10 protein-coding genes are annotated in these 13,679 nt (G+C 60.5%); 1 reads left to right on the forward strand and 9 read right to left on the reverse strand.

What is annotated here, in order from left to right:
* Nucleotides 1–78 precede the first annotated feature (78 nt).
* From pnp to rimP, 8 genes are all read right to left on the reverse strand, one after another.
* Nucleotides 79–2,226, reverse strand: a complete 2,148-nt coding sequence (gene pnp, locus QSV77_RS12990) for a polyribonucleotide nucleotidyltransferase (protein ID WP_142840729.1) — start codon at nt 2,224–2,226, stop codon at nt 79–81.
* A gap of 269 nt (nt 2,227–2,495) precedes the next feature.
* Entirely contained in the window at nt 2,496–2,765 is a 270-nt protein-coding gene (gene rpsO, locus QSV77_RS12995) for a 30S ribosomal protein S15 (RefSeq protein WP_006309908.1), read from the reverse strand.
* Between the two features lie 217 nt (nt 2,766–2,982).
* Nucleotides 2,983–3,930 (reverse strand): tRNA pseudouridine(55) synthase TruB, encoded by a 948-nt coding sequence (gene truB, locus QSV77_RS13000; RefSeq protein ID WP_302733741.1) that lies wholly within the window; start codon nt 3,928–3,930, stop codon nt 2,983–2,985.
* A 3-nt stretch (nt 3,931–3,933) separates the two neighbouring features.
* Nucleotides 3,934–4,350: a 30S ribosome-binding factor RbfA gene (rbfA, locus tag QSV77_RS13005; RefSeq protein WP_006309910.1), complete on the reverse strand. Its 417-nt coding sequence runs from the start codon at nt 4,348–4,350 to the stop codon at nt 3,934–3,936.
* A gap of 75 nt (nt 4,351–4,425) precedes the next feature.
* Nucleotides 4,426–7,185, reverse strand: a complete 2,760-nt coding sequence (gene infB, locus QSV77_RS13010) for a translation initiation factor IF-2 (RefSeq protein ID WP_269700595.1) — start codon at nt 7,183–7,185, stop codon at nt 4,426–4,428.
* 101 nt (nt 7,186–7,286) lie between these two features.
* The gene (locus QSV77_RS13015) at nt 7,287–7,988 is read right to left on the reverse strand and encodes an RNA-binding protein (RefSeq protein WP_269700593.1); all 702 of its coding nucleotides are present in this window, start codon (nt 7,986–7,988) and stop codon (nt 7,287–7,289) included.
* Complete coding sequence (gene nusA, locus QSV77_RS13020; protein WP_142840733.1) at nt 7,985–9,601, reverse strand: transcription termination factor NusA; 1,617 nt, start codon at nt 9,599–9,601, stop codon at nt 7,985–7,987. Before nusA ends, QSV77_RS13015 begins: the two co-directional genes overlap by 4 nt.
* Nucleotides 9,602–9,663: 62 nt before the next feature.
* On the reverse strand, nt 9,664–10,260 hold the full coding sequence (rimP, locus tag QSV77_RS13025) for a ribosome maturation factor RimP (RefSeq protein WP_142840734.1): 597 nt from the start codon (nt 10,258–10,260) through the stop codon (nt 9,664–9,666).
* A gap of 287 nt (nt 10,261–10,547) precedes the next feature.
* Between rimP and QSV77_RS13030 the strand changes: the two genes are divergently transcribed.
* On the forward strand, nt 10,548–12,176 hold the full coding sequence (locus QSV77_RS13030; RefSeq protein WP_142840735.1) for an MFS transporter: 1,629 nt from the start codon (nt 10,548–10,550) through the stop codon (nt 12,174–12,176).
* A gap of 185 nt (nt 12,177–12,361) precedes the next feature.
* Here the strand turns inward: QSV77_RS13030 and QSV77_RS13035 are convergent, their stop codons facing one another.
* Nucleotides 12,362–13,561: a lytic murein transglycosylase gene (locus QSV77_RS13035; RefSeq protein ID WP_302733943.1), complete on the reverse strand. Its 1,200-nt coding sequence runs from the start codon at nt 13,559–13,561 to the stop codon at nt 12,362–12,364.
* Nucleotides 13,562–13,679: the final 118 nt, after the last annotated feature.

A 13,679-nucleotide genomic window follows, 5' to 3' on the forward strand; every position in this document is an offset into this window, starting at 1 on the left:
GAAAGCCAAAGGATCTAAGCGGGATAGAAAAAAGGCGCGGGCAGAACCCGCGCCTCGATAGGGTCTGGCGGCGCGACCTTATTCGGCAGCGGCTTCGCCGTCTTCCTTCTTCTTGTCGGCAGCAACTTCCTGGCCGGTTGCCTGGTCGACAACCTTCATGGACAGGCGAACCTTGCCACGCTCGTCGAAGCCCATCAGCTTGACCCAGACCTTGTCGCCTTCCTTGACGACGTCGGAGGTCTTGGCCACACGCTCGGAAGCGAGCTGCGAGATGTGGACGAGGCCGTCGCGGGCGCCGAAGAAGTTGACGAAAGCGCCGAAGTCAGCGGTCTTTACGACCGTGCCTTCGTAGATGGCGCCGACTTCCGGTTCAGCAACGATCGAGTGGATCCACTTGCGGGCCGCTTCGATTTCCTTGCCGGAAGAAGAAGCGATCTTGACGGTGCCGTCGTCTTCGATGTTGATCTTGGCGCCGGTCTTTTCAACGATTTCGCGAATGACCTTGCCGCCGGAGCCGATGACTTCACGGATCTTGTCGACCGGAATGTTCATGACTTCGATGCGCGGTGCGAATTCGCCGAGCTGGCTGCGGCTCTCGGTGATGGCGTTGGCCATTTCGCCGAGAATGTGCTTGCGGCCACCCTGTGCCTGCTCCAGAGCGATTTTCATGATCTCTTCGGTGATACCGGCGATCTTGATGTCCATCTGCAGCGAGGTGATGCCGTCGGCCGTACCCGCAACCTTGAAGTCCATGTCGCCGAGGTGGTCTTCGTCGCCGAGGATGTCGGAGAGAACCGCAAAGCGCTCGCCTTCAAGGATAAGGCCCATGGCGATACCGGCAACCGGCTTTGCCAGCGGAACACCGGCATCCATCAGTGCAAGCGAGGTGCCGCAAACCGTTGCCATCGACGAAGAGCCGTTGGACTCGGTGATTTCGGAAACGACGCGCAGCGTGTAGGGGAACTGTTCCGCAGTCGGCAGCATCGGACGGATCGCGCGCCATGCGAGCTTGCCGTGACCGATTTCGCGACGGCCCGGGGAGCCCATGCGGCCTGTTTCACCGACCGAGTAGGGCGGGAAGTTGTAATGCAGCAGGAAGCGTTCCTTGTACATGCCGGTGAGCGAGTCGACATACTGTTCGTCTTCGCCGGTGCCGAGCGTCGCAACAACGATCGCCTGGGTTTCACCGCGGGTGAACAGCGCCGAACCGTGCGTGCGCGGCAGCAGGCCGACTTCCGAAATGATCGGACGAACGGTCGACAGGTCGCGGCCGTCGATGCGGCTCTTGGTGTCGAGAACGTTCCAGCGAACGATCTTCGCCTGCAGGTGCTTGAAGACGGCGCCGATTTCTTCCGGGCTGTACTTGGCTTCGCCTTCTTCCGGCAGGAAGTGGGCCTTGACCTTCGCCTTCACGGCATCGACGGCAGCGTAGCGGGCAGCCTTTTCGGTGATCTTGTAGGCGGTGCGCAGTTCGGTTTCGGCCAGAGCCAGCATTTCGTTTTCGAGCGCGGAGAAATCTTCCGGTTCGAATTCGCGGGGTTCCTTGGCGGCAACTTCGGCGAGCTTGATGATCGCGTCGATAACCGGCTGGAAGCCCTTGTGGCCGAACATGACGGCGCCGAGCATGATCTCTTCGTTGAGTTCCTTGGCTTCCGATTCAACCATCAGAACGGCGTCGGAGGTGCCGGCAACAACCAGATCAAGCGTGGATTCTTCCATCTCGTCCAGATGCGGGTTCAGAACATATTCGCCGTTGATGTAGCCAACGCGCGCGCCGCCGATCGGACCCATGAACGGGATGCCGGAAAGGGTCAGCGCTGCCGAAGTGGCGACCATCGACAGAATGTCGGGGTTGTTTTCCAGATCGTGCTGAATGACGGTCACGACAACCTGCGTGTCGTTCTTGTAACCTTCAGGGAAAAGCGGGCGGATCGGGCGGTCGATCAGACGCGAAACGAGGGTTTCGTTTTCGCTCGGACGGCCTTCGCGCTTGAAATAACCGCCGGGGATCTTGCCGGCTGCATAGGTCTTTTCCTGGTAGTTGACGGTCAGCGGGAAGAAGTCCTGGCCGGGCTTCGGAGACTTTGCGGAAACCACGGTCGCGAGAACCATCGTCTCGCCGTAGGTTGCGATGACGGCGCCGTCAGCCTGACGGGCAACCTTGCCGGTCTCGAGCTTCAGCGGGCGGCCTGCCCATTCGATTTCCACGGAGTGTTTATTGAACATATCTTGTCCTTGTTTGTACTTGTCCGCCTTATGGGGGGCGAAGAACGACGCAATCACGGGCAAGACAGCGGGAGGCTTTTAAGGTGCAAGCATCCGGCAATCCTGCCCCATGACAGGTCTGCGGTTGAAAAGGCGACACCGGCCCATCCGGGTCACCCTTGTCGTCCGGGGGCCACAGCTGCGGCAAACGCCCGGAAATTCATGCGGCCTTCAGAAGACCCAATATAAAAACCGGCGGGTATCGTTGTGAAACCCGCCGGGCACAAGTTTTAGCGGCGAATGCCGAGAGCACCGATCAGCTTGGTGTAACGGGCTTCGTCCTTCTTCTTCAGATAGTCGAGAAGCGAACGACGGCTCGAAACCAGCGTCAGAAGGCCACGACGGGAGTGGTTGTCCTTCTTGTGGTCCTTGAAGTGACCGGTGAGGTTGTTGATCCGCTCGGTCAGGATTGCGACCTGAACTTCCGGAGAACCGGTGTCACCTGCCTTGGTGGCATATTCCGTGATGAGGGCGGCTTTGCGCTCTGCAGTAATCGACATCGTACGATCCTTTCTTGTTTTAAGGAAAAACGGGGACGCCTAGAGCCGGGATGTCGTCCAGCTCTGGCCATTCAGCAGCATAGGCAAAGCCCAAGCTGGCGCTGCCTATAAACTATTCCGGGTACAATTGAAAGAGGTGATTGACTGGGCCTCGCGGAGCATTTCCGAGAAAAACGGATGCGGTTTTCCGTCCGGAAATACATGAAGACAGTCTATTTCAGCCAAAAACCCGCTTTGGCCGAAACTCTCCCTCACCGATTTCGCCGATCGCGACCAGCTTGCCCTGCGCGGTGGCATAGGCTTCCGGATGATTGGCCGGCGCGTCACGCCCGCGCAGCAGGATGGGGTTGCCCATCTTCAGCCGATGCGCCTGGTCGTCGTTGATGATGAGATGCGGAAGCGAGGAAAGCGCCTGCGCCGTGTCGATCAGAAAGGCGTCCAGCGCCTCGACCCGCTCGTCGCGGTCTTCTATGGCTTCCAGCGCCGTCAGTGTTTCGAGCGGCACCATCATGTCTTCGCCAAACGGGGCGACCATTGTGCGGCGCAGTTCCGAAATATGGCCGAAACAGCCGAGATCGCGACCCATGTCACGTGCCAGCGCCCGTACATAGGTGCCCTTGCCGCATTCCACTTCGAAATGCGCGGTATCGGCGTCGGGGCAGGCAAGCAGCGTCAGGCGGTGGATTTCCACCTCGCGTGCCGGGATTTCCACCGTCTCGCCGTCGCGCGCCAGATCATAGGCGCGCTCGCCGGCAATCTTGATCGCGGAAAATTGCGGCGGTGTCTGCAGGATCACACCGGTATAATTGGGCAGAAGATCGCGGATCGCCTGTTCGTCCGGGCGCTGGTCGGAGGAATTGACGACCTCGCCTTCCAGATCGTCGGTTGCGCGCTGCTCACCCCAGGTGACGGTAAATTCGTAGATTTTCCGGCCGTCCATGACGTAAGGCACGGTCTTGGTGGCATCGCCGAGGGCGATCGGCAACATGCCGGAAGCCAGCGGATCGAGCGTTCCGGCATGGCCTGCCTTCTGGGCATTGAACAGCCACTTGATCTTGGAAACGGCTTCGGTGGAGCCGAAATCGAGCGGCTTGTCGAGGATCAGCCAGCCGGAAATCGGGCGGCCCTTGGGTTTGCGGTGCTGCTGTTTGCGTGGTTTGGACATGCTTCAGTTCTGTTCGTCGTCTTTTTCGTTTGAAGGTCCAAGATCGCGCTGCACCTCCGGTGACCGCAGGAGTGCGTCGATCTTCTGGTAATTGTCGAAACTCGTATCGTCGCGGAAACGCAGTTCCGGCATGTATTTCATCTGCCGCAGCTGCGGACCGAGACGGCCGCGCATGAATTTCGCGTGGCGGTTCAGCGCGCTGATGATGTCGGTGTGATCCGCAACGCCAAGCGGCGTCACGTAAGCTGTCGCGATCTTGAGATCGGGCGACATGCGCACTTCCGAGATGGAAATGACGGTGCCTTCGATCAGGTCGTCGCGGACTTCGCCGCGCTGGAGAATTTGGGTAAGGGCGGCGCGCACCTGTTCGCCAACACGCAGCATGCGTTGCGAAGGGGCCGATGATGTTGCTTTTGCCATGGGTAATGCCTCAAACGGAGCGAGCGCCGGTAAGCCGGCGCCCGACAGAAAAATCCTGTTTTGCGGCGAGAACGCTTAGAGCGTTCTCGTGATGTGTTCGACGCGGAAGCACTCGATGGTGTCGCCGGCGCGGATGTCTTCGTAGTTTTCGAATGCCATACCGCACTCCTGACCAACCGGCACTTCGTTGACTTCGTCCTTGAAGCGCTTGAGGGTCTTGAGCTTGCCTTCGTGGATGACGACGTTGTCGCGCACCAGACGGACACCCGCACCACGTTCCACCTTGCCCTCGACGACGCGGCAACCCGCGACCTTGCCGACCTTGGTGATGTTGAACACCTCGAGAATTTCGGCATTGCCGAGGAAGGTCTCGCGACGTTCCGGCGAAAGCAGACCCGACATCGCCGCCTTAACGTCATCCACCAGATCGTAGATGATGTTGTAGTAGCGGATTTCGATACCGGCGCGTTCGGACGCCGTACGTGCCTGTGCGTTGGCGCGAACGTTGAAGCCGATGATCGCGGCGTTCGATGCCTCGGCAAGCGAGATATCCGATTCCGTGATGGCACCAGCACCAGAGTGAACGACACGAGCGCGGACTTCGTCTGTGCCGAGCTTGTCGAGCGAAGCGATAATGGCTTCGACCGAACCCTGCACGTCCGCCTTGATGACCAGCGGGAATTCCTTCAGTCCCGAAGTCTGAAGCTGGCTCATCATCTGTTCCAGCGAGCCGCGCTGACCGGTCTGGCGGGCGACAGCCTTGTCGCGTGCCAGACGCTGGCGGTATTCGGAAATCTCGCGGGCGCGGCTTTCGTTTTCGACAACCGCAAAACGGTCACCGGCCGACGGTGTGCCGGAAAGGCCAAGGATTTCGACCGGCATGGCCGGACCGGCTTCCTTGACGTGTTCGCCCTTGTCGTTGACGAGCGCGCGCACACGGCCCCACTGGTCACCGGCAACGATGATCTGGCCGGGTCTCAGCGTACCCTTCTGCACGAGAACGGTGGCGACGGCGCCGCGTCCACGGTCTAGCTCGGCTTCGATGACCGTGCCTTCTGCGGTGCGGCTTGGATCTGCCTTGAGATCGAGGATTTCCGCCTGAAGCAGGATTGCTTCGAGCAGCTTGTCGAGGTTGAGCTTGTTCTTGGCCGACACTTCGACGTCAAGAACTTCACCACCCATCGATTCCACGAAAACTTCGTGCTGCAGCAGCTGCTGGCGAACCTTGTCAGGGTTTGCCTCGTGCTTGTCGATCTTGTTGATCGCAACGACGATCGGAACACCGGCCGCCTTGGCGTGATTGATGGATTCGATCGTCTGCGGCATGACGCTGTCGTCTGCGGCAACAACCAGAACGGCAATGTCGGTCGCCTGCGCACCACGGGCACGCATCGCCGTGAAGGCGGCGTGGCCGGGGGTGTCGATGAAGGTGATCTTCTGACCGTTCTTCTCAACCTGGTAGGCGCCGATATGCTGGGTGATGCCACCGGCTTCGCCAGCAACCACGTTTGCCTGACGGATGGCGTCGAGCAGCGAGGTCTTGCCGTGGTCGACGTGACCCATGATGGTCACGACCGGCGGACGGGAAACCATTTCGCCTTCGTCGTCAGCCTGGTTGAAGATGCCTTCTTCCACGTCGGATTCAGAAACGCGCTTGACGGTGTGGCCGAATTCGACGGCGATCAGTTCGGCCAGATCGGCGTCGATGACGTCGCCCGGCTTCATCATCTGGCCTTCCTTCATCAGGAACTTGATGACGTCAACGGCCCGCTCGGACATGCGCTGTGACAGTTCCTGAATGGTGATGGTTTCCGGCAGGATCACTTCGCGCATAACCTTTTCGCGGGTTTCCTGCATCTGGCTGCGGCGGAATTTCTCCTGCCGGCGGCGCATGGATGCCATGGAGCGACCACGCGGCGTTCCGTCTTCATCCAGATTGGACGAGGTAACAGTAAGCTTGCCGCGACGGCGTTCTTCTTCCGTCTTCAGACGGGCGGCGGGCTTGGCCGGAACCGGAGCCGTGACCTTGCCGCGAGCCGGAAGGCTGCTGCCACGACGCGCGGCACCACGATCATCCTCCTCGTCGCCACCGGTACGACGTCCGCGCGGAGCGGCCGCGTCGGGCGTTGCAGGAGCGGAACGGGGGGCAGCGGCGGCGGACTGAGGACGTGCGTCAGTGCGGGGGGCCGGTGCAAAGGCTGCAGCCGGCTTTTCGCTGGCCGGTTCGGATCTCACTTCAGCGGCAGGCTGGCTTGCCGCTGCCTTGGCAGCCGCGGCCTCTTCGGCAGCGCGGTTGGCAGCCTCGACCTTTTCGGCTGCGATGCGCTGTTCTTCCTCGACCTTGCGGCGGGCTTCGTCTTCGGCACGCTGCTTGGCTTCCACCACGTCGCGAGCCTGCGCTTCCATCAGCGCACGGCGACGGGCTTCCATCTCGCCGGCGGAAAGATCGTGCAGAACGTTGCCGCGCGGGCGATCAGGCTGGCGCTGCTGGGGTGCGGACGAGCCGGGACGCTGCTGCGACTGGGAAGAACCCGGACGCTGCTGCTGGCCGCCTGGCTGATGAATGCGCGGCTGGGGGGCCTGCGGACGCGCTGCCACGGGGGCAGGGGCCGGTGCTGCGGGCTTCGGTGCAGGTGCTGCTGCCGCGATCGGCTGAACCGGCTTCTCGTCTTCGGGACGTAGGGGGCGGCGCTTGCGTGTTTCCACGACAACCGCATTTGTGCGACCTCGACCCATATCCTGCCGCACGGTGCCCTGATTCATCCCGCCCGGCTTGAGGGTGAGAGTCTTCTTGGCCGGCGCGTTAAGTGTCTTGTCGTCGTTGTTGTCGGTCATTCGTTCCCGTTCCTTCGGACGAGAACCGGATGACGTCCATCAGGTCTCGTCGTTCAATTGCTGCATCGGAACGCGGCGACCGTTCATGTCGGTTAACCGCGTCATTGTTCTGTCCGGGCAGCGTCGCGTTCCGCCTGAGATCGACCGCCAAGGCGGTACTGTTCAAGCATCGTTGCGCGCTTCACTACACCCTCACCCGCCTGCCCCGCAAGCGCGCAAGCATGGATAAAAGCATTCTGGCCCATCAACTCGTCCATTTCGGCGCTACTGAAGAGCCGGAAGGACGGAATTTCATTGTCGGCATCGCTGCCGAACGCCCAGGCCCTGCGGGCCTGGTCCAGTTTTCTCACGCCGTCCGCCGCAGCATCGGTCGCGTGGAACACGGCAATCGCGTTCCCGGACCGGACGGCGGCATCGACCTTCGTTGCGCCGCTGATGAACTGGCCCGCCTTGCGCGCCATGTTCATCATTCCGGCAAGCTGCTGCGCCATCAGCCGGTCGAGAAGAGCAAGAAGCTCCGGTCCGGCCTTGACGTCGCGTTTGAGTGCCCGTGCGAAGATCTTCTTCGCAATGGCTTTCTCGATCAGGGCGCGCTCGGGTGTTACCCAGCAGCCGCGCCCCGGCAATTGGCGTTTCAGATCCGGCACGACGCTGCCGTCCGGGCCTGCGACGAAGCGGATCAACTCATCGGGCGATCCGCTCTGCCGTGTCACAATGCACATACGTCCATTGACGTTGCCTGCAAGCCGCCCGTCCTCATCGGTCTCGGGCAGCTCGTCCGGCTCATGCGCCTGCGATGTCATTCCTGCTCGGCGGTATCCGCCTCCTCGGCAGCTTCAGCATTGGCTTCTTCTTCGGAAGCGAGATCTTCGGCCGTGATCCAGCCAGCCAGAAGACGGGCCTGCACCACCATGTTCTCGGCCTCGACGCGCGAAACGTCGAGCTTGGAGAAGATGCCTTCGAACTTCTTGGTCTCGCCGTCCTTGCGTTCGCTCCAGCCGACCAGATCGTCCGCGGCGCAGCCGGCAAAGTCTTCGATGGTCTTGATACCGTCTTCACCCAGCGCAACCATCATCTGTGAGGTCAGGCCGTCGATCTGGCGCAGCTCGTCGGCAACGCCGAGTTCCTTGCGCTTGGCGTCCATCTCGGCTTCCAGACGTTCCAGATATTCGCGGGCGCGGGTCTGGATTTCATCGGCGGTGTCTTCATCGAAACCCTCGATCGAGGAAATTTCACCGAGATCGACATAAGCGAGTTCTTCGACCTGTGCGAAGCCTTCGGAAGCCAGAACCTGGCCGACCATCTCATCGACGTCGAGGGCGTCCATGAACAGTGCCGTGCGCTCGTTGAATTCCTTCTGGCGACGCTCGGACTCTTCCTGCTCGGTCATGATGTCGATATCCCAGCCGGTGAGCTGCGATGCCAGACGCACGTTCTGGCCACGACGGCCGATGGCGAGCGACAGCTGCTCGTCGGGAACGACCACTTCGATGCGCTCGGACTCTTCATCCAGAACGACCTTGGCGACTTCCGCCGGCTGCAGGGCGTTGACGATGAAGGACGCCGGCTCCTGGCTCCACGGAATGATGTCGATCTTCTCGCCCTGCAATTCGCCGACAACGGCCTGAACGCGAGAGCCGCGCATACCCACACAGGCGCCGACCGGGTCGATCGAGCTATCATTCGAGATAACGGCGATCTTGGCGCGCGAACCGGGGTCACGGGCGACCGACTTGATCTGGATGATGCCGTCGTAAATTTCCGGAACTTCCATGGTGAAGAGCTTCACCATGAACTGCGGATGGGTACGCGACAGGAAAATCTGCGGGCCGCGCTGTTCGCGGCGAACGTCGTAGACGTAGGCGCGCACGCGGTCGCCGTAACGCATGTTTTCCCGCGGGATCATCTCGTCGCGACGGATGATGCCTTCGCCACGGCCGAGGTCGACGATGACATTGCCATATTCGACGCGCTTGACGGTGCCGTTGACGATTTCGCCGATACGGTCCTTGAATTCATCATACTGACGGTCACGCTCGGCTTCACGAACCTTCTGAACGATGACCTGCTTGGCCGACTGGGCGGCGATACGGCCGAAATCCATCGGCGGCAGCGGATCGGCGATGAAATCGCCGAGCTTGGCGTCCGGGTTGCGGTCGCGGGCCAGCTCAAGCGGGATCTGGGTCGAATAGTCCTCAGCGGCCTCGACAACTTCCAGAAGACGCTGCAGGCGGATTTCGCCGGTCTTGGAGTTGATGTCGGCGCGAATGTTGGTTTCCGAACCATAGCGCGAGCGGGCGGCTTTCTGGATAGCGTCGGCCATTGCGGCAAGCACGATTTCGCGGTCGATGACCTTTTCGCGCGCCACAGCATCGGCGATCTGCAGAAGCTCAAGCCGGTTAGCACTCACTGCCATTTTTCTATCTCCGTAAGTCGCATAATTGCGGGGATCGCCCGTTTTCGGGCTTTACGTTGGAATTAGTCTTCGTCTGTTTCGTTTTCGTCGTTCTGGTTTGCGGCGGCGGCCTTTGCCGCCTTGTCTGCCCGCAACGCATCACGAATAAGGTCGTCCGTCAGAATAAGCTTCGCATCGGAAAGCGCGCTGAACGGAACGATGACTGTCGGCTCCTCGCCATAGGCGATCTGGTCGCGTTCCAGCTTGAAGCCGTCCGCATCCACCTCGACGATCTTGCCGCGAAACCGCTTGCGGTTTTCGACCAGAATGGAGGTTTCGACCTTCACCAGATGACCCTGCCAGCGGGTGAAATCCGATTTGCGAACCATCGGCCGGTCAATGCCGGGCGAGGAAACTTCGAGATGATACGCTTTATCGACCGGATCTTCCACATCAAGAACCGGTGAAATGGCCATGGAGATCGCTTCGCAGTCCTCGACGGTCATGGTGCCGTCTTCGCGCTCGGCCATCACCTGCAGCGTCATGCCGTTCTGGTTGGAGAGCCGCACGCGCACCAGAAGATATCCCATACCCGCCAAAACAGGCTCGATGATCTCGGCAATGCGCTGGTCGATGCCCGTTTCAGTTATCAGTCGCGATTCTTGTGCGGTGTCTGCCATCTGGCCTTCCGGTCTCTGATTTTCACCGGGCTCCTGGCCCGTGGTTTCCGGTTCGCCTAACGAAAAAGAGCGGAGCCTTGCGGCCCCACTCTTCATCAAGCGATCAAGAATTTCAGGGGTCATATAGACCCATCGGGGCGGGATTGCAAGGTTTTCGCGGGCGCTCCTGCTTCAATGGCGTCCGCAGCCACATTTTCACCTTCACCGTGTCGGAAGGGGTGGCATCATTCTGGGCACTGTCTATAGTTGCCGTTTAACAAATCGCAGTTGCATCAAGTGGACAGAGCGTGCCTGACCGTAAATCGCCACTCGCGCCTTTAAGGCATTTGACTTACAGACGAATCTGGGTCGCCAGCCTTGCCTCGAATTTCGGCGGACTGATCCAGGCGGTGGGCGCCGCATGGATGATGACCTCGCTTTCGAGTTCTGAAAACATGATCGCGCTGGTGCAGGCTTCCACCTCGCTGCCGATCATGATGTTTTCGCTGATTTCCGGCGCGCTGGCCGACAGTTTTGACCGTCGCCGCATTATGATCTCGGCGCAGCTCCTGATGCTGACGGCCTCCGTGCTGCTGACGGTTTTTGCCTGGTCCGGCTGGCTCACGCCCTGGCTGCTGCTGTTCTTCACCTTCATGATCGGCTGCGGCACGGCGCTCAACAATCCGTCCTGGCAGGCCTCCGTCGGTGAAATGGTGCCGCGCGAAGATTTGCCCGCCGCCGTAACGCTGAACAGCGTTGGTTTCAACATCACCCGCAGCGTCGGCCCCGCCATCGGCGGTATCATCGTCGCTGCCGCCGGTGCCGCTGCCGCGTTTTTCGTCAATGCGCTCAGCTACTTCACCCTGCTTTACGCCCTGTTTCGCTGGCAGCCGCCCAAACACGCCTCGACCTTGCCGCGCGAGCAGCTTCTTGCCGCCATATCGGCCGGAATGCGCTATGTGGCGATGTCGCCCAATATCGGCAAGGTGCTGGTGCGCGGCTTTCTCTTCGGCCTCTCCGCCAGTGCCATCCTGGCTTTGATGCCGATCGTTGCCCGCGATCTGGTTGAGGGCGGTCCGTTGACCTATGGCGTCATGCTGGGTGCGTTCGGCGTTGGCGCCATTGGTGGCGCGCTCATCAGTGCCCGGCTGCGGGAAGTCATGTCCAGCGAATGGATCGTGCGTGTCGCCTTTTTAGGTTTCGCTTTCAGTTCCGGCATAACGGCAATCAGCACGAGCGCGATCATCACCTCGCTGGTTCTGACCGTCGCCGGCGCCTGCTGGGTATTGGCGCTTTCCCTGTTCAATACCATCGTCCAGCTTTCCACCCCGCGCTGGGTGGTGGGCCGGGCGCTGTCGCTTTACCAGACACTGACCTTCGGCGGCATCGCGGTCGGCAGCTGGCTGTGGGGCGAACTGGCCGAAGACTATGGCATTTCCTATTCGCTTCTCTGTTCCTGCGTGCTGATGCTGCTCGGCGTCGTCGTTGGCCTCAAGCTTGCCATGCCGGCCTTCGCCTCGCTCAATCTCGATCCGCTCAACCGCTTTGTCGAGCCGCCGTTGAGGCTTGATATCAAGCCGCGCAGCGGCCCGATCGCCATTCTCATCGATTATGAAATCCATGATGAGGATCTCGGCGAATTCCTGCCGCTGATGGCCGAACGCCGCCGCATCCGCATCCGGGATGGCGCACGCAACTGGAACCTGATGCGCGATCTCGAAAATCCTGACATCTGGACCGAGAGCTACCATGTGCCGACATGGGTGGAATATGTCCGCCATAACCACCGCCGCACCCAGGCGGATGCGGAGGCCTGGGACCGGTTGCTGGAGCTTCATCGCGGCAAGACACGGCCGCGCGTGCACCGGATGATCGAGCGGCAAACCATTCCGCCGACCGACGATATCTTCCACAAGCCGCATACCGACCAGCACTGATAGGCTAGGAGAGGCAGAAACGGGCCAGGTAAAAGGCTATTGATGGCCCTTGCCATAACCCTCGACATCATCCTCGGGCTTGTCCCGAGGATCCAACCAGGTATCGCTAAATCAATCGGTTACAGATGCTCGGGACAAGACCGAGCATGACGATAGAGAGGTTTTCCGACGTCGCCGGTAACGTGCTATTTCAGCTTGGCCTTCAGGCTTGCATCGGGAAAGCACGTCGGTGAAAGCCCGTTCTTGGCCTGCCAGTCGCCAAGTGAACGGCGCGTCTTGAAGCCGGCCAAACCGTCAGCCTTGCCGACGTCGTAACCATTGGCAACCAGTGCCTTCTGCATGGCCAGAACATCCGAGCGCAGCATCGATCCGACATTGCCCCATTCCGCCTTGAATGGCCCCGCCCCATGGGCGATGCGGTCGGCGAGATTGCCGATGAACAGGGCGTAGAGATCGGAATTGTTGTATTCCTTGATGACGTAGAAATTCGGCGTCACCACGAATTCCGGCCCATGCCGCCCGGCCGGCACCAGCATCATGCCATCGGCGCTAAGGTCATTGGCCGGAAAGGCTTTTCCGGAAATGCGGGTGATGCCCATCTTCGCCCAGTCGGCCACCGGCCGTGCAAGGTCAGGGCCTTCCTGCGCGCAGGAGACATTGGCCGGGATCGAGGCTTCGAAGCCCCAGTCGCGATTGCGTTGCCAGCCGCGCTGAGAAAGATAGTTCGCTATGGATGCCAACGCGTCCGGTACGGAGTTCCAGATATCCCGCCGGCCGTCGCCATCGAAATCCACCGCATATTTGAGGTAGCTCGACGGCATGAATTGCGGCTGACCGAGCGCCCCGGCCCAGGAGCCCATCATGCGTGAAGCTGCAACATCGCCGCTTTCGACGATCTTCAGTGCGTCGATCAGCTCGGTGCGGAACATCTCCTTGCGGGTGGACATATAGGCCTTCGTGGCCAGCACATCGACCACCGAATGCGGCAGTTTCGCACGGCCGAAACCGGATTCGCGACCCCAGATCGCGACGATGATATCGCCGGGCACGCCATATTTCGCTTCGATGCGACGAAGGGTGGCGGCATGAGTTGCCGCAAGCGACCGACCGGTGCCGGCAAGCCCCTGCAATCGCTTCTCGGAGAAATAGGCGCCCGGTGAAGAAAATTCGGCCTGGCTCTGGCTCTGCTCCTTCGGCGGCTTTTGGCCGGGAATGACGAGATCAGGCAGCTTCCAATTGATGGAAAGACCACTCAGCGCAGCATCGAGCGTTTTTTGCGAAATGCCCGCCTTGCGTGCTTCCGGCCAGACTTCCTTTTTCAGCCACGTATTGAATTCGGCGTCGTATCGGGCGGCAGCTGCACCGGTTGGTAGAGATTGCGCCATCGCCGTCGTCGCTGAAAAAACGGAAAGAATGGCAGCCAGTGCCTTGAAGCTTTTCCAGGAAAAGTGGAGCTCGGTTTTCCGTCCGGAAATGCGCCAGGACAAACAATTAAATCGGTTT

The sequence above is a fragment of the Agrobacterium sp. V1 genome, assembly GCF_030518355.1.
GTDB classification, from domain to species: Bacteria; Pseudomonadota; Alphaproteobacteria; order Rhizobiales; family Rhizobiaceae; genus Agrobacterium; species Agrobacterium cucumeris.

Excerpts from the sequence above, each read along its gene's own strand:
- pnp (WP_142840729.1), bottom strand. The coding sequence starts at position 2,226 with ATGTTCAATAAACACTCCGTGGAAATCGAATGGGCAGGCCGCCCGCTG.
- rpsO (WP_006309908.1), bottom strand. The coding sequence starts at position 2,765 with ATGTCGATTACTGCAGAGCGCAAAGCCGCCCTCATCACGGAATATGCC.
- truB (WP_302733741.1), bottom strand. The coding sequence starts at position 3,930 with ATGTCCAAACCACGCAAACAGCAGCACCGCAAACCCAAGGGCCGCCCG.
- rbfA (WP_006309910.1), bottom strand. The coding sequence starts at position 4,350 with ATGGCAAAAGCAACATCATCGGCCCCTTCGCAACGCATGCTGCGTGTT.
- infB (WP_269700595.1), bottom strand. The coding sequence starts at position 7,185 with ATGACCGACAACAACGACGACAAGACACTTAACGCGCCGGCCAAGAAG.
- QSV77_RS13015 (WP_269700593.1), bottom strand. The coding sequence starts at position 7,988 with ATGACATCGCAGGCGCATGAGCCGGACGAGCTGCCCGAGACCGATGAG.
- nusA (WP_142840733.1), bottom strand. The coding sequence starts at position 9,601 with ATGGCAGTGAGTGCTAACCGGCTTGAGCTTCTGCAGATCGCCGATGCT.
- rimP (WP_142840734.1), bottom strand. The coding sequence starts at position 10,260 with ATGGCAGACACCGCACAAGAATCGCGACTGATAACTGAAACGGGCATC.
- QSV77_RS13035 (WP_302733943.1), bottom strand. The coding sequence starts at position 13,561 with ATGGCGCAATCTCTACCAACCGGTGCAGCTGCCGCCCGATACGACGCC.